The 20511-nt window shown below is 69.1% G+C and carries 20 protein-coding genes; 14 read left to right on the forward strand and 6 right to left on the reverse strand.

The genetic code is table 11. The features are described 5' to 3' along the window. Nucleotides 1-29 precede the first annotated feature (29 nt). From mptB to A7U43_RS17480, 6 genes are all read left to right on the forward strand, one after another. Nucleotides 30-1691 carry a polyprenol phosphomannose-dependent alpha 1,6 mannosyltransferase MptB gene (gene mptB, locus A7U43_RS17455; protein ID WP_067997798.1) on the forward strand — a complete coding sequence of 554 codons (1662 nt, stop codon included), beginning with the start codon at nucleotides 30-32 and terminating at the stop codon, nucleotides 1689-1691. Further along, nucleotides 1688-2620 carry an ABC transporter ATP-binding protein gene (locus tag A7U43_RS17460; RefSeq protein WP_067997801.1) on the forward strand — a complete coding sequence of 311 codons (933 nt, stop codon included), beginning with the start codon at nucleotides 1688-1690 and terminating at the stop codon, nucleotides 2618-2620. The genes mptB and A7U43_RS17460 overlap by 4 nt, the downstream gene beginning before the upstream one ends. After that, the gene (locus A7U43_RS17465; protein ID WP_197500074.1) at nucleotides 2614-3390 is read left to right on the forward strand and encodes an ABC transporter permease; all 777 of its coding nucleotides are present in this window, start codon (nucleotides 2614-2616) and stop codon (nucleotides 3388-3390) included. Before A7U43_RS17460 ends, A7U43_RS17465 begins: the two co-directional genes overlap by 7 nt. Beyond that, the gene (locus tag A7U43_RS17470) at nucleotides 3387-4067 is read left to right on the forward strand and encodes a DUF429 domain-containing protein (protein ID WP_067997808.1); all 681 of its coding nucleotides are present in this window, start codon (nucleotides 3387-3389) and stop codon (nucleotides 4065-4067) included. Before A7U43_RS17465 ends, A7U43_RS17470 begins: the two co-directional genes overlap by 4 nt. A gap of 78 nt (nucleotides 4068-4145) precedes the next feature. Then, nucleotides 4146-5093, forward strand: a complete 948-nt coding sequence (locus A7U43_RS17475) for a COX15/CtaA family protein (protein WP_067997811.1) — start codon at nucleotides 4146-4148, stop codon at nucleotides 5091-5093. A 40-nt stretch (nucleotides 5094-5133) separates the two neighbouring features. Next, nucleotides 5134-5937: a DeoR/GlpR family DNA-binding transcription regulator gene (locus A7U43_RS17480; RefSeq protein WP_067997814.1), complete on the forward strand. Its 804-nt coding sequence runs from the start codon at nucleotides 5134-5136 to the stop codon at nucleotides 5935-5937. On the opposite strand, the gene A7U43_RS17485 is transcribed toward A7U43_RS17480, so the two are convergent. Together A7U43_RS17485 and A7U43_RS17490 are read right to left on the reverse strand one after the other, a co-directional pair. Then, nucleotides 5920-6651: an inositol monophosphatase family protein gene (locus A7U43_RS17485; protein WP_067997816.1), complete on the reverse strand. Its 732-nt coding sequence runs from the start codon at nucleotides 6649-6651 to the stop codon at nucleotides 5920-5922. The genes A7U43_RS17480 and A7U43_RS17485 overlap by 18 nt on opposite strands. After that, on the reverse strand, nucleotides 6648-7463 hold the full coding sequence (locus A7U43_RS17490; protein WP_067997820.1) for a BtpA/SgcQ family protein: 816 nt from the start codon (nucleotides 7461-7463) through the stop codon (nucleotides 6648-6650). Before A7U43_RS17490 ends, A7U43_RS17485 begins: the two co-directional genes overlap by 4 nt. Nucleotides 7464-7657: 194 nt before the next feature. Between A7U43_RS17490 and A7U43_RS17495 the strand changes: the two genes are divergently transcribed. Genes A7U43_RS17495 through A7U43_RS17520 form a run of 6 tightly spaced genes read left to right on the forward strand, consistent with a single transcriptional unit; the run spans nucleotide 7658 to nucleotide 14084 of the window. Beyond that, nucleotides 7658-9145 (forward strand): FGGY-family carbohydrate kinase, encoded by a 1488-nt coding sequence (locus tag A7U43_RS17495; protein ID WP_067997824.1) that lies wholly within the window; start codon nucleotides 7658-7660, stop codon nucleotides 9143-9145. Continuing rightward, complete coding sequence (locus A7U43_RS17500) at nucleotides 9142-9930, forward strand: SDR family NAD(P)-dependent oxidoreductase (RefSeq protein WP_067997827.1); 789 nt, start codon at nucleotides 9142-9144, stop codon at nucleotides 9928-9930. Before A7U43_RS17495 ends, A7U43_RS17500 begins: the two co-directional genes overlap by 4 nt. A gap of 52 nt (nucleotides 9931-9982) precedes the next feature. After that, nucleotides 9983-11281 (forward strand): ABC transporter substrate-binding protein, encoded by a 1299-nt coding sequence (locus tag A7U43_RS17505; protein WP_067997830.1) that lies wholly within the window; start codon nucleotides 9983-9985, stop codon nucleotides 11279-11281. Nucleotides 11282-11333: 52 nt separating this feature from the next. After that, nucleotides 11334-12203, forward strand: a complete 870-nt coding sequence (locus tag A7U43_RS17510; protein WP_068002999.1) for a carbohydrate ABC transporter permease — start codon at nucleotides 11334-11336, stop codon at nucleotides 12201-12203. Beyond that, entirely contained in the window at nucleotides 12200-13018 is an 819-nt protein-coding gene (locus A7U43_RS17515) for a carbohydrate ABC transporter permease (protein ID WP_067997833.1), read from the forward strand. Before A7U43_RS17510 ends, A7U43_RS17515 begins: the two co-directional genes overlap by 4 nt. Before the next feature lie 16 nt (nucleotides 13019-13034). Further along, nucleotides 13035-14084 (forward strand): ABC transporter ATP-binding protein, encoded by a 1050-nt coding sequence (locus A7U43_RS17520; RefSeq protein WP_067997836.1) that lies wholly within the window; start codon nucleotides 13035-13037, stop codon nucleotides 14082-14084. Nucleotides 14085-14090: 6 nt separating this feature from the next. On the opposite strand, the gene A7U43_RS17525 is transcribed toward A7U43_RS17520, so the two are convergent. Then, nucleotides 14091-14429 carry an MmcQ/YjbR family DNA-binding protein gene (locus A7U43_RS17525; protein ID WP_068003002.1) on the reverse strand — a complete coding sequence of 113 codons (339 nt, stop codon included), beginning with the start codon at nucleotides 14427-14429 and terminating at the stop codon, nucleotides 14091-14093. 5 nt (nucleotides 14430-14434) lie between these two features. Next, nucleotides 14435-15373, reverse strand: coding sequence for an ATP-grasp domain-containing protein (locus A7U43_RS17530; RefSeq protein WP_067997839.1), 939 nt, complete (start codon nucleotides 15371-15373; stop codon nucleotides 14435-14437). A gap of 17 nt (nucleotides 15374-15390) precedes the next feature. Here A7U43_RS17530 and A7U43_RS17535 point away from each other — a divergent pair, with 17 nt between their 5' ends. Then, nucleotides 15391-16362 carry a quinone oxidoreductase family protein gene (locus tag A7U43_RS17535; protein ID WP_067997842.1) on the forward strand — a complete coding sequence of 324 codons (972 nt, stop codon included), beginning with the start codon at nucleotides 15391-15393 and terminating at the stop codon, nucleotides 16360-16362. Here A7U43_RS17535 and A7U43_RS17540 read toward each other — a convergent pair. Together A7U43_RS17540 and A7U43_RS17545 are read right to left on the reverse strand one after the other, a co-directional pair. Next, on the reverse strand, nucleotides 16359-17222 hold the full coding sequence (locus tag A7U43_RS17540) for a DUF4349 domain-containing protein (RefSeq protein ID WP_082902186.1): 864 nt from the start codon (nucleotides 17220-17222) through the stop codon (nucleotides 16359-16361). The genes A7U43_RS17535 and A7U43_RS17540 overlap by 4 nt on opposite strands. A 51-nt stretch (nucleotides 17223-17273) precedes the next feature. Beyond that, complete coding sequence (locus A7U43_RS17545; protein ID WP_067997845.1) at nucleotides 17274-18200, reverse strand: heme o synthase; 927 nt, start codon at nucleotides 18198-18200, stop codon at nucleotides 17274-17276. A 218-nt stretch (nucleotides 18201-18418) separates the two neighbouring features. Between A7U43_RS17545 and tkt the strand changes: the two genes are divergently transcribed. After that, entirely contained in the window at nucleotides 18419-20509 is a 2091-nt protein-coding gene (gene tkt, locus A7U43_RS17550) for a transketolase (protein WP_068003008.1), read from the forward strand. Nucleotides 20510-20511: the final 2 nt, after the last annotated feature.

Raw genomic sequence — 20511 nt, forward strand, 5'->3', positions numbered from 1 at the left:
CGCCCGAGCCCGGCCGCTACGCTGCTCGCATGACCGCCCTCGGGTCCTTCAGCTCGGCGGTCGCCCGTTGGCACGCCGACGAACGATCGGTGGGCTCACCGCTGAACGGCGCCGAGGTCGTCTCCCTGCGCCGCACCAGGGTATTCGGTGCGACCGGAACCGTCCTCATGGCGATCGGCGCGCTCGGCGCCGGTGCCCGGCCAGTCGTGCAGGACCCGACGTTCGGCGTCCGCCTGCTCAACCTGCCCTCACGTATCCAGACCGTGTCGCTGACCATGACCACCACCGGCGCGGTGATGATGGCGCTGGCCTGGCTGATGCTGGGCCGGTTCGCGCTGGGCCCGCACCGGATGTCGCGCAGCCAGCTCGACCGCACGCTGTTGCTGTGGCTGTTACCGCTGCTGATCGCCCCGCCGATGTACAGCAAGGATGTCTACTCCTATCTGGCGCAGAGTCAGATCGCCCACCTCGGCCTCGACCCCTACCGGGTCGGGCCCGCGCCGGGGCTGGGCCTCGATCACGTGTTCACCCTGTCGGTGCCCAGCCTGTGGCGGGAGACCCCGGCGCCCTACGGCCCGTTGTTCCTCTGGATCGGCGAGGGCATCTCGGTCATCACCGGGGACAACATCGTCGCCGCGGTGCTCTGCCACCGGCTCGTCGTACTCGTCGGGGTCGGCCTCATCGTCTGGGCCACGCCGCGGCTGGCCCAGCGTTGCGGTGTGCACGAGGTGAGCGCGTTGTGGCTGGGACCGTGCAATCCGCTGCTGTTCATGCACCTGGTGGCCGGCATCCACAACGAGGCGCTGATGCTCGGGCTGATGCTCGCGGGCACCGAGTTCGCGTTGCGCGGTATCGACGGCGTCCGGGCCGGGCGGTGGCGGATACCGCCGCAGGCGACCGGGATGCTGATCGCCGGCACCGTCTTGATCACGATGTCCTCCCAGGTCAAGTTGCCCTCGCTGCTGGCGATGGGCTTCGTCGTGATGGCGCTGGCCTGGCGCTGGGGCGGCACCGTCAAGGCGCTGCTGGCCGCCGGATTCTCCCTCGGCGCCCTGTCGCTGGCGGTGATGGCGGTGATCGGCTGGGCCAGCGGACTGGGCTTCGGCTGGCTGTTCACCCTCGGCACCGCCAATGTCGTGCGGTCCTGGATGTCGCCACCCACGCTGATCGCCCTGGGCACCGGACAGGTCGGCATCCTGCTGGGTCTCGGCGACCACACCACCTCGGTGTTGGGCCTGACCCGCGGCATCGGTGTGATCATCATCGCAATCCTGGTGACCTGGCTGCTGCTGGCGGTGTTCCGCGGCCGCCTGCATCCGGTCGGCGGCCTCGGCGTCGCGCTCGGCGCGACGGTGCTGCTCTTCCCGGTGGTCCAGCCCTGGTACCTGCTGTGGGCCATCATCCCGCTGGCGACCTGGGCCACCCGCCCCGGCTTCCGCGGCTCCGCCATCGCGATGACGCTGGTGGTGGGCATATTCGGGCCGACCGCCAACGGTGACCGGTTCGCGCTCTTCCAGATCGTGGACGCCACCCTGGCCAGTGCCGTGATCGTGCTGGCGCTGATCGCGATCACCTACCGCCGGCTGCCGTGGCGCGGGCTGCCCGCCCCCGGGCCCGACGACACGGCGGGCCCCCGACCCGGACCGGAGCCACCGGCCGCCAGACCCGACGCTTACGCTGAATCTCCGTGACCACCGGTTCTGAGACTGTCGTACGCCTTCGCGGGGTGACGAAGCGGTACGGCGCGACGACCGCGGTGGACAACCTGGACCTCGAGGTGCACCGCGCCGAGGTGTTCGCGTTGCTCGGGCCCAACGGGGCGGGCAAGACCACCACGGTCGAGATGTGCGAGGGATTCGTGCGCCCCGACGCGGGCAGCCTGGAAATCCTCGGCCTGGACCCGGGTACCGACAACGCCAAGCTGCGTGAGCGGGTGGGCGTGATGCTGCAGGGCGGCGGCGGGTATCCCGCGGCGCGCGCCGGCGAGATGCTCGACCTGGTCGCCGCCTACGCCGCCAATCCGCTGGACCCGCAGTGGCTCCTGGACACCCTCGGCCTGACGGAGGCGGCGCGCACCACCTACCGCCGGCTGTCCGGGGGCCAGCAGCAGCGCCTGGCCCTGGCCTGCGCGGTGGTCGGGCGCCCGGAGCTGGTGTTCCTGGACGAGCCGACCGCGGGCATGGACGCCCACGCCCGGATCGTGGTGTGGGAACTGATCGATGCGTTGCGCCGCGACGGCGTGACCGTGGTGCTGACCACCCATCAGCTCAGCGAGGCCGAGGAACTCGCCGACCGCATCGTCATCATCGACCACGGGTCCACGGTGGCCGCGGGCACGCCCGCCGAGCTGATGCGCAGCGGCGCGGAGAACCAGCTGCGTTTCACCGCCCCGCCGAAACTCGATCTCGCCCTGCTGGTCTCGGCGCTGCCGGAGAACTACCGGGCCACCGAGGCCACCTCCGGCGAATATCTGGTGGAGGGACATATCGACCCGCAGGTACTGGCCACGGTGACGGCCTGGTGCGCGCGGGTGAACGTGCTCGCCACCGACATGCGGGTCGAACAACGCAGCCTGGAACAGGTGTTCCTGGATCTGACCGGCCGGGAGTTGAGATCGTGAGCAATCGTTTCGCCGCGGGCACGTTCTCCCCCGACCCGCGCCCGGCCGCGGTGCGCCAGATGCTGACCGCGCAGTTCGGCCTGGAGCTGCGCCTGCTGCTGCGCAACGGTGAGCAGCTGCTGCTCACCATGTTCATTCCGATCACTCTGCTGATCGGGCTCACCCTGTTGCCGCTCGGGGCGTTCGGCGCCAACCGGGCGGCGACCTTCACCCCCGCGATCATGGCGCTGGCGGTCATCTCCACCGCCTTCACCGGGCAGGCCATCGCGGTGGCCTTCGACCGCCGCTACGGCGCACTGAAACGACTCGGCGCCACCGCACTTCCGGTCTGGGGCATCATCGCCGGTAAGTCGCTGGCCGTGGTGGCCGTGGTGTTCCTGCAGTCGATCCTGCTGGGCGCCATCGGGTTCGCCCTGGGATGGCGGCCCGCGGTGGGCGCCCTGGCGTTGGGTGCGGTCGTCATCGCGCTCGGCACCGCGACCTTCGCCGCGCTGGGACTGCTGCTCGGCGGGACACTGCGCTCGGAGATCGTGCTGGCCCTGGCCAACCTGCTGTGGTTCGTCTTCGCGGCCCTGGGTGCGTTGACGCTCGAGGGCGGGCCGGTGCCCGCGGCGTTGCGCTGGGTGGCGCGGCTGACACCGTCGGGCGCGCTGACCGAATCGCTGACGCAGGCGATGACACTGTCGGTGGACTGGTTCGGGATCGCCGTGCTGGCGGTCTGGGGCGCGCTCTCGGCGCTGGCCGCGCTGCGCTGGTTCCGCTTCACGTGAGCGTGGTGCTCGGAGTCGACGGCTGGCGCAACGGCTGGGTCGGCATCGAGCTCCGGGACGGGCGCTACGGCGGCGCCCATGTGGACGAGACGCTGCGCGCGCTGCTCGCCGCCGCACCCGACGCGGTCGCCATCGGCGTGGACATTCCGCTGGGCCTGCTGGACTCCGGGGTGCGCGCCTGCGACCGGGCCGCGCAACGCCGTCTCGGTGCGCGGTCGTCGAGCCTGTTCGTGATGCCGCCGCGGGCGGTGTTCGACGCGCCCGACCATGCGGCGGCCACCGCCGCGGCCAAAGCCCTGACCGGCACCGGCATCAGCATCCAGACCTGGGGGCTGCGGCGGAAGTTCCTGGAGGCCGAGGCGGTGGCCGACGGGTCGCGGCTCCCGCTGTACGAGGTGCACCCCGAGTTGTCGTTCCAGGAGATGGGCCTGCGGGCCGGTGACGGCAGGAAGAAGAGCTGGCGCGGTCAGCGGGCCCGGTTACGGGTGCTGGGCGCGCACGGCATCGACCTGCCGGAGGACCTCGGCCCGGCCGTGGCCGCGGTACCCGCCGACGACGTGCTCGATGCCGCGGCCGCGGCGTGGAGCGCGCACCGCATCGCCATCGGGGCGGCGTTCAGCCTGCCGGACCCGCCGCAGGTCGACGGGCGCGGCCGCCGGCTGGCGATCTGGTGCTGAGGCCGCCGAGCCAGCCCTACTACAGCCCTACTACAGCCCTACTACAGCCCGTAGTTAGCACTGCTCTACGATCGGGCCGTGGCTGTCGGACGACTTTTCCTGCGACTCGTCGACACGCTGCCCGTGCCCAGCCTGCGCGTGCAGCGCATCGTCGCGGCGCTGGTAATCCTGACCCAGGGCGGTATCGCCGTCACCGGGGCCATCGTCAGGGTCACGGCTTCCGGACTGGGCTGCCCCACCTGGCCGCAGTGTTTCCCGGGCAGTTTCACCCCGGTGCCGCACGCCGAGGTCGCCGGCATCCATCAGGCCGTCGAATTCGGCAATCGGATGCTCACCTTCCTGGTCGTGCTCACCGCGGCCGCCGCGGTCATCGTCGTCACCCGGGCCCGGCGCCGCCGCGAGGTGCTGGGCTACGCCTGGCTGATGCCGGCCTCGACCGTCGCCCAGGCGATCATCGGCGGAATCACCGTGCTCACCGGCCTGCTCTGGTGGACGGTGGCCATCCACCTGCTGGTGTCGATGGCGATGGTGTGGCTGGCGGTGCTGCTCTACGCCAAGATCGGCGAACCCGATGAGGGCACGCCGGTGGCTGTGGCGCCGAAACCGTTGCGCCAGCTGACCGCCCTCGGCGGTGTCGCCCTGTCCGCGGTGCTGGTGACCGGCACCATGGTGACCGGCGCGGGCCCGCACGCGGGTGACAAGAGCGTCGCGCGCCCGGTACCGCGCCTGGAGGTCGAGATCACCACCCTGGTGCACATGCATTCGACGCTGCTGATCGCCTACCTGTCGCTGCTGGTGTCGCTGGGCTTCGCGCTGGTGGCCGTGCGGGTGCCGCGCCCGGTGCTGACCCGCCTCGGGGTCCTGGTGGCGTTGGTGATCGCCCAGGGTGGGCTCGGTGCGGTGCAGTTCTTCACCGGTGTGCCGGAGGCGCTGGTCGCCCTGCACGTCGCGGGTGCCGGCGCGTGTACCGCGGCGACGGCGGCGCTCTGGGCCTCGATGTGGGAGCGCCGCGTCAACACGGTGTGATTGTTGTGATTTATTCACATCTGTCGTTTACGCTGTCGGCATGACCGCCGGCTTGAACGCACACGCTCGCCGCGCAGCGATCGCCGCCCGGATCCACACCGACCGCGAGGTCGACTTCGCCACGCTGGCCGACGAATTCGACGTCTCGGAGATGACCATCCGCCGCGATATCGAGCGCCTCGAGGAACAGGGCATCGCGCGCCGGGTGCTCGGCGGCGCCATCGCCTTCGGCGGTAAGTCGACCGAGCCGTCCTTCGATGCGCGGGCCGCCGACTCCGCCGACGAGAAGTTGCACATCGCGCACGCGGTCGCCGACCTGTTGACCCCACGCGAGACCGTCATCCTGGACAGCGGCAGCACGGTGCTGGCCGTGGCCAGGGCGGTGAAGGGACGCGATCTGGGCCTGACCGTGATCACCCCCAGCGTGCTGGTCGCCATCGAACTGGCCGACGAGCCGGACACCACGATCCTGCTGACCGGCGGCAAGGTGCGCCCGGGCGAGCTGAGTCTGATCGGTGCCGAGGCCGAGGATTTCTACCTGCGGTACAACTGCGACACCTACGTGATGGGTATCGCCGGGGTCGACGGTAAGCGCGGCGCCTCCGAGTACCACCGCGAGGAGGGCAACGTGAAACAGGCGGCCATGCGCTCGGCCGACCGGGTCATCGTGGCCGCCGACGCCTCCAAACTCGGCCGCGTGCAGTTGATCAACGTCGCACCGGTATCGGCGATTTCGATCCTGGTCACCGACGGCCCGCCGACCCATCCGACGGTGGACGCGTTGCGGTCGACGGGCGTCTCGGTGGTCTGCGTGAACGCCGAGCGGTCAAGCCCAGCGCGCTGAGACCCCGCCGGTGTCCGAGCGCAGCACCACGGCGCCGGCCTCCTCGGCGATCAGCGCGCCGGCCGCCCAGTCGTGCACCGCGAGATCGTCCTCGACGAAGGCGTCGAGGCTGCGCTGGGCCACCAGGCAGAGATCCAGTGCGGCCGCCCCGAATCGGCGCATATCGGTGTATTCGGCCATCACCGCACCGAGTTCACGCAGCTGCCTGCGCCGGTGACCGGGATCGTAGGACAGCCCGGTGCCCATCAGTCGCACCGAGGACGCCATCAGCGCCAGCGGCAGCCGCACCTCCCCCGACCCCGAGTCGAGATGGGCGCCAAGACCTTTGGCGGCACTCCAGGTCATTCCCAGCACCGGCGCGCACACCGCGCCGGCCAGCCAGCTGCCGTCGGTCGTGGACCGGGCCGCCACCGAGGTACCGAAATGCGGCAGCCGCCGGGTGTAGTTGGTGGTGCCGTCGAGTGGGTCGACGACCCACTGCACCGACCCGGACCCGACGTGCTCGGACAACTCCTCCCCGAGTACACCGTCGCCCGGCCGGGCCGCCAGCAGCGCCGCGCGCACGGCCTGCTCGGCGGCGCGATCCACCGCGGTCACCACGTCGCCGGCCGCTCCCTTGGTCGCGATCTGCACGGGTTCGCCCCAGTGCTGCCGGCACACCGCCGCTCCGCGGCGGGCGGCGTCGATCGCCAGCAGGCGTAAGTGCTCGGTCATAGCGTCTTGCGGAATTCCTTCACCGCGTCCATCAGCTCCGAGGCTCGCGACGCCACGGCACGGTTCTCAAACACCCCGTCCTGTTTGAAGTAGGTACCGACGACCGCGCCGTCGGCGATGGACAGTTGTTCGGCCGCGTTGTGCGCCCGCACACCGGTGTTCACGAACACCGGCACCGCGCCGGCGTTGTCCTTGACCACCCGCAGCGCCTGGGTGTCGGTGGACGCGCCCGCGGTCAGGCCGGACACGCAGATGGCATCGGGTTTGGTGGCGAAGACCGTGGTGGCGGTGACCGAGGCCAGATCACGGTCGGCCAGGTAGACCGCCGACTCCGGGACGATGTTGAACAGCAGCTTCACACCGGCCCCGCCGACGCGGTGGCGGTGCCGGGCGACCTCGCCGACGTTGGTGTCCCACAGTCCGAAATCGCTGGCATAGACGCCGGTGAAGATCTCACGCACCCATTGGGCGCCGGTGGCCACCGCCAGATCGATCGACGCGCGACCGTCCCACAGCACGTTCACGCCGTAGGGCACGGTGAACTCGGACAGCAGCTCGCCGATCACCCGGGCCATGGTGATGGCGGTGATCGGCTCGGTCTTGGTCAGGTACGGGAGGCTGAACTCGTTGGAGACCATGACCCCGTCGACGCCGCCTTCCTGTAGCGCGGCCAGTTCCTCCTTGGCGCGGTCGACGACCGCCCGGACACCCGCGGCGGTATCGAAGCCAGGGTCACCGGGCAGTGCCGCCAGGTGCAGCATCGCGATCACGGGCTTCTGCACGGCAAATACGTCATCGAGCCAACTGGTCATGGGGGCGCCTCTCCGCTGTGTTCTCGAAGGTCATGGAGTGAGTCTCGGGTTAAACATATGTTACTAAATCACAGTAATCCAGGGGCTTTTCGTGAGTTTTCGTGACTGTGCCACATGTCTTGTGAGAATATAACAGAGTAAGTATTGTGGTCCCACTGCTCCATTACGGCGCGGACACCGACCGAAGGGATGGCATGCCGGAGTTCACCATCGGCATCGATATCGGCACCACCGGTACCAAGACCGTGCTCGTCGACGTCGCTCGAGCCCGCATCGTCGCCCAGGCCACCCACGAAGCCCAGCTGTTCTCCGATGCCCCCGGCCACGCCGAGGCCGATCCGGCGCAGTGGCTGAGCAATGTGCACGCCGGTATCCGCGACGTGCTCGCCGCGTCCGGGACCGCCCCCGCGCAGATCGCCGCGCTGGCCACCACCGGCATGGTCCCGGCCGTGCTGGCCCTCGACGTCACCGGCACCCCGGTGCGGCGCGCGCTGTTGCAGAACGACGCCAGGGCGACCGCCGAGATCGCCCAACTCGACGACGCGCTCGACGCCGAGACCGTGCTGCGGACCACAGGTTCGGCCATCACCCAACAGTCCGTCGCGCCGACCGCCATGTGGCTGCAACGCCATGAGCCCGCAGCCTGGGGCCGCACCACACGCCTGGTCGGTTCCTATGACTGGGTGTTGATGGCGCTGGGCGCCCCGGCCCACGTCGAACTGAACTGGGCGCTGGAATCCGGGCTGGGCACCGTCGATGGTGGACGCTTCGACGCGGTGTTCGACGCGGCACATCTGCGCGCGGACCTGGTCCCTACCGTGCTACCCCCGGGCGCCCAGGCAGGCGAGCTGAGTGCCGAGGCGGCCGCTGCCACCGGCCTGATCGCCGGACTGCCGTTGATCGTCGGCGGCGCCGACCATGTGCTGTCGGCCTACGCCGCCGGCATCAACAACGAGGGTGACTGGCTGGTGAAACTCGGTGGCGCCGGGGACATCCTGGCCGCGGCCGACCACCCCGTCATCGACGCCCGGCTCTATCTCGACGCGCACCCGGTGCCCGGGCGGTGGCTGCCCAACGGCTGCATGGCCACCAGCGGGAGTCTGATCCGTTGGTTCCAGACCCTGTCCGGCGGTGTCGACCTGGTCGCCCTCGACGACGAGGCCGACACCCGCAATCCGGGCGAAATCCTCTGTCTGCCGTACTTTCTCGGCGAGAAGAGCCCGCTGCATGATCCCGATCTGCGCGGCGCGTTCGTCGGTCTGGACCTCGCCCACAATCGTGCCGACATGTACCGCTCGGTGCTGGAGGCCATCGCCTACGGCTTCAAGCACCACACCGACGTGTTCGCGTCGATGGGCGTGCCGCTGCACCGGGCACTGGTCACCAACGGGGGCAGCCGATCGGTGCTGTGGAAACAGATTCTCGCCGACGTGCTCGACACCCCGCTCTCACCCATCGTGGGACACCCCGGGGCGTCACTGGGCGCCGCGGTGATCGCCGCCGTCGGCACCGGGCTGCTCGACGGCTGGGACAGCACCGCGGCCTTCCAGACCGTGGGCGAACCCGTCATCCCCAACCCCCGCAACGTCGACCGCTACGCCGAGGCCTACGCGCAGTGGCGCGAACTCGGTGACGTGCTGACCCCCATATCCCACCGCATCGCCCGAAAGGCCCGGTCATGACCACCCCCGAAACCTCCACCCGCCCGCAGACCGCCGTCCTCACCGGCGCGGGGTCGGGGATCGGCCGGGCCATCGCCACCACCCTGGCCGAACGCGGCTGGCGGGTCGTCGTCACCGATATCGACGAAGAGGCCGCCCGGCAGACCCGCGACGGCCTGGCCGGGACCGGGCACGAGGCGGCCGGCCTCGACGTCACCGACGCCGCCGGATCCGCGGACCTGGCCGACGACGTCGCGGACCGGTTGGGCCTGTCCGCCTGGGTGAGCAACGCCGGGATCTCGGCGATGGCCCGCTTCGTCGACGTGTCCACCGACCAGCTCGACCGCAGCCTGGACATCAACCTCAAGGGCGTCTTCCTGTGCGGGCAGGCCGCCGCGCGGGCCATGATCCGCACCGGCGTGCGCGGCACCATCGTGAACACCGCATCCATGGCCGCCAAACAGGGCCGGGTGCCGTTCCTGGCCGACTATGTGGCCTCCAAGTTCGGCGTGCTGGGCCTCACCCAGGCGATGGCCTTCGAGCTTGCCCCACACGGCATCACGGTCAACAGCGTGTGCCCCGGTTTCGTCGCCACCCCGATGCAGACCCGCGAGCTGGAGTGGGAAGCCCTGCTCACCGGGTCGACCCCCGAGGGTGTGCGGCAGTCCTGGATCGATGCCACTCCCCTGGGTCGCTTGCAGACCCCCGACGACGTCGCCCGCGCGGTGGCGTTCCTGGTCTCCGAGGATGCCCGGTTCATCACCGGAGAAGCACTGTCCGTCAACGGCGGTGCCTATATGGATTGAGTTTTCCCGTTCCCGTACCCACTCGATCCACGCGGACAAAGAGAAGAGGACCATGAAAATTCCAACCTTGCGCTGGTTGCCAGCGATCATCGCCGCCACCAGCCTGACCCTGGCCGGCTGCGCGGGCAGCGGCGGATCCGACCAGCAGAGCTCATCGGGACTCGGTGAGATCCCCACCGACACCAACGCCACCGTGCGGGTGCTGATGGAGAACGTGCCCGACACCGACATCGTCAAAGGCCTTGTCGGACAGTTCAACCAGAAGTACCCCGATATCAAGGTCGAGATCGAGACCATGACGTTCGACCAGATGCGGGACCGCCTGGTGTCCTCGTTCCAGGCCGCGCAACCCGCCTATGACCTCATCGTGGTGGACAACCCGTGGATGGACGATTTCGCCGACGCCGGCTTCCTGGAGCCGCTGGGCGACCGGATCGCCGCGACCCCGGACTACCAGCCGGAAGACTTCTTCGCCTCGCTCACCGCGATCACCGATGTCGAGGGCACCACCTACGGCGTGCCGTTCTACAACTACGCGCTGGGCTACATCTACAACACCGGCGATCTCACCGCCGCCGGGCAGAGCGTGCCCACCGACCTGGACGCGCTGGTATCCACCTCGCAGCGTCTCAAGACCGCCGACCGGGCCGGCATCGCCATGCAGCCGCAGCGCGGGTACAAGATCTTCGAGGAATGGGCCAACTGGCTCTTCGCCGCCGGCGGCTCCATCTACGGCGAGGACGGCAAGCCGACACTGGACACCCCGCAGGCCGCCCGCGCCCTGGACGCCTATATCGAGACGTACCGGACCGCGGCACCGGCCAACAGCCTGTCCTGGGGCTTCGATGAGGCGTTCCGCTCGGTCTCGGGCGGACTGGCCGCCTCGATGATCGGCTACAACTGGAACCTGCCCGCGCTCAACGACCCCGAGGGCGCCTCCGGACAGCGCGCCGGGCAGTTCGCCCTGGCGCCCATCCCCGGCGGCAAATCCGCACTGGGCCTGTGGAGCTGGGCCATCCCGGCCAACTCCGGCGCGGCCGACGCCGCCTGGGCGTTCGCCTCGTGGGTGACCTCCCCCGAGGTCGACGCACAGCGGGTCGCCGACGGCGGCGCGGTGATCCGGCAGAGCTCACTGACCAACCCCAAGGTGTTGGCCGCCGGTTACGGCGCCGACTACTACAAGACGGTCGGCGAGATCCTGGCCGACGCGGCGCCGCTCACCCAGGGTAAAGGCGGCGAGGAGATGATCCAGGCCGTCGGCACCGAGCTCAACGATGCCGCCGCGGGCAACAAGAGCGTCGCCGACGCACTGCGTGATGCCCAGGCAGCCGCGGAGCGGATCCAGAAGTGACCGTAGGGAATCCGGCGGCCACGTGGCCTACAGGACGCATGGGGTGTTCGCGATGAAGTTCAAGTACGGCATGCTCACACCGCTGCTCGCCCTGTTCGTCGTGGCCGTCGGATTCCCGCTCTGCTACGCGGCGTATCTGTCGGTGACCGACTACAAGCTGACCGACCGCACGCCACCGGATTTCGTGGGCACCGCCAATTTCGCGAGCGCGCTGACCAATCCGGCGTTCTGGGAGGCCTTCGCGACGACCGCCACCTACGTGGTGATCGCGGTGAGCGCCGAACTGGTGCTGGGCTTCGCCCTGGCGCTGGCGCTGCATCAGCAGCGTTGGGCCAAGGATCTGTCCCGGGCGATCGTGTTGGCGCCCATGTTCATCACCCCGATCGCGGTCGGCCTGATCTTCCGGTTCCTGCTCAACGACCAGATCGGCGCGGTGCCCGCGCTGCTGCACGCAGTGGGGGCCGACTACGACTTCTTCGGCGCCGGGAAGGCGCTGCTGACGCTCGCGTTCATCGATGTCTGGCAGTGGACACCGTTCATGGTGCTGCTGATCCTGGCCGGTCTGGAATCGATGCCCAAACAGCCCATGGAGGCGGCCCGGGTCGACGGCGCCGGTCCGGTCTACCGGTTGCGCCGCATGCTGATCCCCATGCTCGCCCCGGTGCTGACCGTCGCGGTGCTGTTGCGCGGCCTGGACGCTCTGCGCGTCTTCGAGTACATCTACGCCACCACCCGTGGCGGCCCGGGCACCGAGACCCAGACCCTGCAGTACTTCATGTATCTCGAAGGCATCCAGTTCTTCCGGCTCGCCCAGGCCAGCGCCATGGCCTTCATCGTGTTGGCCCTCGTGCTGGTGGTGATCGTGGCGGCCTTCCGCGCCATGGAACGCAATCGCGTCGCCGAGCGGAGCGCGGCCCGATGACCCGCCGGTTCACCTGGCTGGAGACCCTGCGCCTGGCGGTACTCGCCGCGGCGTTCGTCTTCGTGCTGTTCCCCATCGTCTGGGTGGCGCTGGCGAGCTTCAAGACACCGGAACAGATGTCGGAGCCGTTCCTGTTCGCCTTCGCTCCCAGCCTGGCGAACTGGCAGGCCGTGTTCGCGTCCGGGGTGTTCGCCGCCGCCGGCCGCAGCGCACTGGTCGGTGTCATCACGGTGGCGATCAGCCTGGTCGTCGGCAGCATGGGCGCCTATGTCATCGCCAAGTACCGTGCCGGTGGCTCCCTGACCCGATTCGGGATGCTGGCCGCGCAGGTCGTTCCACCGGCGGTGATGGTGTTTCCGTTCCTGACCATGGCACAGGCATTACGGATGACCGACACCTTGGCGCCGGTGATCTTCGCGCACCTGTCGTTCGTGCTGCCGCTGGTCACCTGGTTTCTCATCGGCTTCTTCGAGGCGGTCCCCGCTTCGCTGGAGGAGCAGGCCCGCGTCGACGGATTCACCCGCTGGCAGGCCTTCCGGTTGGTGGTGCTGCCGCAGGTCTATCCCGGGATCGGGTCCGCCGGCATCTTCGGGTTCACGCTGTCCTGGAACGACCTGTTCTACGGGCTGATCCTGGCGCCGGGCAATGCGGCGATCCTGCCGGTGGCGATCGCGAACTTCAACACGTTCCGCGGTGTGCAGATCGGCACCATGAGCGCGGCGATCATGATCGCGATCATCCCGGTCGTCATCGCCAGTTTCTTCATCCAGCGACGCCTGGTCCAAGGGATCAGCGGCGGCGCGGTCAAGTACTAGACAAGCGAGGTTGCACATGGCATCGGTCACCTTCTCCAAGGTGGGCAAGGCATTCGGGTCGACGAGCGTGGTGTCGGATCTGGACCTGGAACTGACGGACGGCAGCATGACGGTGCTGGTGGGCCCGTCCGGCTGCGGTAAGACCACCTCGCTGCGCATGCTGGCCGGTCTCGAGCAGGTCAGCGCCGGCACGATCCACATCGGCGACCGGGATGTCACCGCGCTGGAACCCAAGGACCGCGATATCGCGATGGTGTTCCAGAACTACGCGCTCTACCCGCATCTGACGGTGCGCGAGAATATCGCGTTCCCGTTGCGGGCCAAGAAGACTGCGCGCGCCGAGGCGCTGCGTCGGGCCGATGAGATCGCCGAGTCGCTGGGCCTGGGCGCGCTGGTCGAGCGCAAACCCAAGGACCTGTCCGGCGGCCAGCAGCAGCGGGTGGCGATCGGGCGGGCCATCATCCGCGAGCCCGCGGTGTTCCTGTTCGACGAGCCGCTGAGCAACCTGGACGCCAAGCTGCGGGTGGAGACCCGCACCGAACTCCTGCGGCTGCAACGCCAATTGGGCATCACCTCGCTCTACGTCACGCACGACCAGGAGGAGGCGATGACACTCTCGGACCGGATCGTCGTGATGCGCGAGGGGCGCATCGCCCAGGCCGGCCCGCCCGGGGAGGTCTATCGGCGCCCGGCAGACACCTTCGTGGCCACCTTCGTCGGAAGCCCGAAGATGAATCTGGTCGACGGCACCGTCACCGGCGGCGAGCTGCGCACCGAATCCGGTGTCCGGATCAGCGTGGGCGGCCCGCAGGCGTCGTCGGTGACCATCGGCGTGCGCGCCGATGACCTGATCCTGACCCCGGACGCCGACGGCGCCGCCGTCGTGGAACTCGTCGAACTGCTCGGACCGCGGGCCATCATAACGGTCCGCTCCGCGGATCAGCAGCTGACCAGCGTGGTGGAGGCGGCGGCCCTGACCGAGATCACCGTCGGCGCGACGGTGGGACTGTCCGCGCGTGACGTGCACCGCTTCGACGCCGCGACCGGGCGGCGTCTCGACGCGTGACCCCGGTCAGGGGTCCTCGGTATCGGTGAGCCTGCTCGGGGCGGCCTGCCGCCAGGAGTCGAGCAGGATGTCGTGCAACTCCCCCGCGTCTTCCAGCGCGTCGAGCCGAACCCGCACCCACGCCGATGCCGCCTCGTGCGCGGGCACCCAGAACTTGTGCGGCTCGGCGGCAATCAGCTCCTCGCGGTCAAATCGCGGGCAGCGCACCGCAAACGAGCTCTGATCGTCGGGCACGGTGACGAACATCTTGCCCGCCACATCGAATGTCGGATGCCCCCAGCGCTCCTTCTCCCTGGTCTCGGGTAGCGACAGCGCGACGCGCTGGACATCGTCAGCGTCGAGCACGGCAATCACATCCCGCGGTGCGACAGCGGACCGAGCCCGAGCCGGATCAGGGCCGCCTCCACGCCGAGCGCGTAATCCCGCTCAGCGCGGCGCTTCTCGGCCGCGCCGAGCTGGCGGAAGCCCAGCGACGGTTCGACGAGTTCGAGTTCCAGCAGTCGCGGATCGTCGGCTCCGCCGATGACGTCGACCCGCGCGTACAGCAGGTCACGCGACGCAATGGCGAACCGATTCGTCACCGCGGCGATCGCGGCGTGGCCCACCTCCCACACTTCCTCGGCGGGATCGGCGGCCCCGAGCTTCTCCGCGGCGAACGTGCCGGTCGGCTCGAACTGCGGACCGCGCCCGGCCGGCGGCAGGATCGGACCCTTGGTGAACGCGTGGGAGGGCTCCCCGTTGAGGAACACCAGCGCCGTCTCGCCGCGCGCGATCCGCGGGTCATAGGGCTGCACGAGGACGGCGCGGCCCGCCGACTGCAGCGCACCGGCGTGACGCAGCGCCGCGGCCGGGTCGACGAACCGTTGCGCACCCACCGAACCGGCGCCGACGGCGGGTTTGACCACCACTTCACCGGTTGGTGGCGGCACCGTCTCGTCGGCGCCGTAATACCGGGTGGGGACGATCGGCAGGCCGTCACGCTGCAGGTCCAGCAGATAGTGCTTGTCGATATTCCAGGCCACCAGCGCCGGCGGGTTGAGCAGGTTGCGCACCGCCCGCGTCCAGGCCACGAACTCCTCGACCCGCTCGCTGTAGTCCCAGGTGGCGCGCAGCACCACCAGGTCGGCCTGCAGCGTGACCGGGTCGTCCCATGGCTTCCAGCTGACATGCAGCCCGCGGGCCCGCAGGGCGGCCACCAGACCGGCGTCATCGCTGTCACCTTCGGGAAGTGCCGCGCAGCTGGCGAACACGATGCGCGGATGGAACACCTCGGGACGGGCCAGCTTCACACATGGATGATAGAGATATGCATGCCATCGAAGTCGCTCAGACCGGCGGACCCGAGGTCCTGAACTACGTCGAGAAGGACACACCCACCCCGGGGCCCGGGCAGGTGCTCATCAAGGCCGAGGCGATCGGCGTCAACTTCATCGACACCTATTTCCGGTCCGGCCTGTATCCCCGGGAGACACCGTTCGTAGTGGGCAGCGAGGTGTGCGGGACGGTGGCCGCGGTCGGTGCGGACGTCGCGGCACTGGCGCTCGGTGACCGGGTGGTGACCGCCAACGCGGTCGGCGCTTACGCCGACTTCTCGCTCGCACCAGCCGATTACGTGGCCTATGTGCCCGACGAGGTGGCACCCGACGCGGTGGCCTCCGCCCTGTTGAAGGGGATGACGGCGCACTACCTGCTCAAATCCGTGTACGCCGTGCAGTCCAACGACACGATCCTGGTGCATGCCGGCGCGGGCGGGGTCGGACTGATCTTGACCCAGTGGGCGACCAGTCTGGGCACCAAGGTGATCACCACCGCCTCGACCCCGGAGAAGGCCGAGCTCTCCCGCCGGGCCGGTGCGGTCGAGGTTTTGGAGTACCCCGAGGACCCCGAGGAGTTCGGAGCGACGGTGAAGCGGCTCTCCGGCGGCGGCGTCGCGGCGGTCTACGACGGGGTGGGCGCCTCGACGTTCGAGGCCAGCCTGGCCAGCCTGGCGGTGCGCGGCACACTCGCACTGTTCGGCGCCGCGAGTGGCCCGGTGCCCGCCTTCGACCCGCAGCGCCTCAACACCGCGGGTTCGGTGTTCCTGACCCGCCCGAGCCTGGGCGCCTACACCCGCACCGCGGACGAGTTCGCCTGGCGGGCCGGGGAATTGATCAACGCCATCGCCGACGGTTCGATCAGCATCACGGTCAGTGAGCGTTACCCGCTGGCCGAGGCCGCCCGGGCGCACACCGATCTGCAGGGCCGAAAGACCGTCGGCTCGGTGGTGCTGGTGCCTTAGCGGCGCAGCCGCACCAACCGGTAGACACCGAACAGCAGCGCCAGCGCGACGACCCCCGCCCCGACCCAGGGCAGCAGCAGACCGACGAGCAGCAACAGGTTGGCCCCGGTGTCGACCAGGGCGTCCCAGCCCCGTTCCACCTGGCCGAGGAATCCCCGGTACTGCTCGGGTGCCGGGCCTCCGGTGACGCCGGCGACCAGCTCCACGGTGACGGTGCTGTAGCTGATCTGCTCACCCAGCGCGGCGCGCTGCGCACGCAGGCTGTCCAGGTCGGCCTGACGTTGCGACAGCGCGTTCTCCGCCTCGATCAGCGCCGACGGGTCGCGGGCGTCGCGCATGATCGCCAGCAGGCGGTCCACCGAGGTCTGCAGCGCCTTGATGCGGGCGTCCAGGTCGACGCGCTGGCTGGTGACGTCCTCGGCCTGCATGTCCAGCGAGTCGACGGTGCCGAGGCCCTTCAGCCCGTCGATGACGCCGTCGAGTTTGTCGGCGGGGACCCGCAACGTGAGGGTGACGCGGGCCCGGTCCAGCGGTGACCCGCCGTACTCGGTGCGGCTGTCCACCCGCCCGCCGGCATCGGTGGCCAGCGCCGACGCGCGGTCGGCCGCACCCAGCGGGTTGTCCGCGGTGAGCGAGATGGTGGCCGTCTTGACGACATCGCGCGCCACCTCCGGTGGCGCCTTCGGCGCGTCCTGGGGGGCCGGACCGGTCAGCGGCATGGTCTCCGAGGCGGAGCCGCCGCCGGCCTTGAAATCCTCGGCCGTTCCCGGGGAGCCGGGCGGGGATCCCGCCGAACAGGCGGCGAGGGCGAGCAACACGACGAGGCCGGCCACGGCCCGGAACAGCCACCCGATGATCATGAAATCCCATAGTAGGGAGTCGGGGCCGCATTCGACCCGAACCTGGACCGGTCAGAACAGTTGCGGCAGGGCCAACGCGGAATCCACGGCCAGCGCGCAGAACACCACGGCGAGGTAGTTGTTGGACTGCAGGAACAGTCGCAGCGGCTTCACCGGTTCCCCGCGTTTGACGCCGGAGTACAGCTGATGGGCCATCACCAGGAACCACACCCCGGCCAGGGCGGCCACCGACGCGTACAGCCAGCCGGTGGCCAGCGCGAGCGTCAGCGTGGTCAGCACCGTCAACCAGGTGTAGATCAGGATCTGGCGGGTGACCTGGCGCTCGGTGGCCACGACGGGCAGCATCGGCACACCGGCGGCTTTGTAGTCTTCCTTGTAGCGCATCGCCAGCGCCCAGGTGTGCGGCGGCGTCCAGAAGAAGATGATGAGGAACATCACCAGCGCGGGCCAGCCGATGGTCCCGGTCACCGCCGACCAACCGATCATCACCGGCATGCAACCGGCCGCCCCGCCCCACACCACGTTCTGCGACGTGCGGCGTTTGAGCAGCAAGGTGTAGACGAAGACGTAGAACGCGATGGTCGCCAGCGCCAGCAGGCCCGAGAGCAGGTTGGTGGTCCGCCACAGCCACGCGAACGATCCCACGGTCAGCACCAGCCCGAAGATCAGCGCGTGCCGGGTCGGCACCGACGCCCGCGCCAGCGGCCGCAGGGCGGTGCGTTTCATCACCTTGTCGATATCGGCGTCGGCGACGCAGTTCAGGGTATTGGCACCGGCGGCGGCCATCATGCCGCCGATCAGGGTGTTCAGGATGAGCAGCGGGTCCACGGTGCCGCGGTCGGCCAGCAGCATCGCCGGGATCGTCGTCACCAGCAACAGCTCGATCACACGGGGCTTGGTCAACGCCAGGTACGACAGAACCGTGGTTCGTATCCGATTCGGTGCGCCACTGACCGGCCGGCGCTCGCGAATGCTCACGCTAATAACTCCTCGGGCGACGGTCACGCGGGCTTCTACTACAGACGATGGTAGACCGCGCCGGAGTCGGCCCCGCACCGCAGGGTGTGTATCGGAGTTTGTTGCGGGGTTAACGGAGGCAAAAGCTGCACCAACCGGTCTGCGGTGGATGACTCGCCCGCACTAGGGTGTTTGACGTAGCGACGTCCGCAGCGCAGAGAAATTTAGGAGTGAAGGTAGTGACCACCGCCGAAGAGATAACTGCCCTCACGCAACCGAACCACCCCGACGACTGGTCCGACCTCGACACGGTCGCGGTGGACACCGTGCGGGTGCTGGCCGCCGACGCGGTGCAGAAGGTCGGCAACGGCCACCCCGGTACCGCGATGAGCCTCGCCCCGCTGGCGTACACGCTGTTCCAGCGCCAGCTGCGCCACGACCCGTCCGACACCCACTGGCTCGGCCGCGACCGCTTCATCCTCTCCTGTGGCCACTCCAGCCTCACCATCTACCTGCAGCTGTACTTGGGCGGGTTCGGGTTGGAGCTCGAGGACATCGAGGCGCTGCGCACCTGGAAGTCCAAGACCCCCGGCCACCCGGAGTTCCGGCACACCAAGGGCGTGGAGATCACCACCGGACCGCTGGGCCAGGGACTCGCCTCGGCGGTGGGTATGGCCATGGCCGCCCGCTACGAGCGCGGCCTGTTCGACCCCGAGGCCCCCGCCGGTGAGAGCCCGTTCGACCACTACATCTACGTGATCGCCTCCGACGGCGACATCGAGGAGGGCGTCACCAGCGAGGCGTCCTCGCTGGCGGGCACCCAGCAGCTGGGCAACTTGATCGTCTTCTACGACAAGAACCACATCTCCATCGAGCACGACACCGATATCGCGTTGAGCGAGAACGTCGCCGACCGCTACCGCGCCTACGGCTGGCATGTCCAGGAGATCGTCGGCGGCGAGAATGTGGTCGGTATCGAGGAGGCCATCGCCGAGGCCAAGAAGGTGACCGACAAGCCGTCCTTCATCTCGGTGCGCACCATCATCGGCTACCCCGCGCCGACGAAGATGAACACCGGTGGCGTGCACGGTTCGGCGCTGGGCGCCGACGAGGTCGCCGCCACCAAGAAGATCCTGGGCTTCGACCCGGAGAAGACCTTCGAGGTGCGCGACGAGGTCATCGCGCACACCCGCAAGCTGGTGGACCGTGGCCGCGAGGCGCACGAGAAGTGGCAGACCGATTTCGACGCCTGGGCACAGCGCGAGCCCGAGCGCAAGAAACTGCTGGACCGGCTGACGGCCGGGGAACTGCCCGAGGGCTGGGATGCGGACATCACCTACTGGGAGCCCGGCTCCAAGTCCGTTGCCACCCGCGCCGCATTCGGCCAGGTGCTCAACGACGTTGCCCCGAAGCTGCCCGAATTGTGGGGTGGCTCAGCTGATCTCGCCGGTAGCAACAACACCACCATCAAAGGCGTGAAATCGTTCGGCCCGCCCAGCATCTCCACCGAGGACTTCACCGCCGACTGGTACGGCCGGGTGCTGCACTTCGGTATCCGCGAACACGCCATGGGCTCGATCCTGTCCGGCATCGTGCTGCACGGTCCGACCCGCGCGTTCGGCGGCACGTTCCTGCAGTTCTCCGATTACATGCGCCCGGCAGTGCGACTGGCCTCGCTGATGGACATCGACACCATCTACATCTGGACGCACGACTCGATCGGCCTCGGTGAGGACGGCCCCACCCACCAGCCGATCGAGCATCTGTCCGCGCTGCGTGCCATCCCGAACCTGTCGGTGGTGCGCCCCGGTGATCCGAACGAGACGGCCTACGCCTGGAAGAGCATCATCGCGCGCGGTAACGGCAGCGGCCCGGTTGGTTTCATCCTGACCCGACAGGGCATCCCGGTATTGGAGGGCACCGATGCCGACGGTGTCGCCAAGGGCGGCTACGTCCTCGGCGGCGACGACGCGGCCGATGCCGAGGTGATCATCATCGCGACCGGATCCGAACTGCAGCTGGCGGTCGAGGCGAAGAAGCTGCTGGCCGAGAAGGACATCGCGGCCGCGGTGGTCTCCATGCCGTGCGTCGAGTGGTTCGAGTCCCAGCCCAAGGAGTACCGCGATTCGGTGCTGCCGCCCGACGTGTCGGCCCGTGTCGCGGTCGAGGCCGGTATCGCGCAGTCCTGGCACAAGCTCGTCGGAGATACCGGCGAGATCATCTCGATCGAGCACTACGGCGAGTCTGCCGATGACAAGACGTTGTTCCGTGAGTTCGGTTTCACCGCTGAAGCCGTCGTCGCTGCTGCCGAACGCACCCTCGATAACTAGAA

This window comes from Mycobacterium adipatum (genome assembly GCF_001644575.1).
In the GTDB taxonomy this organism is placed as follows: Bacteria; Actinomycetota; Actinomycetes; order Mycobacteriales; family Mycobacteriaceae; genus Mycobacterium; species Mycobacterium adipatum.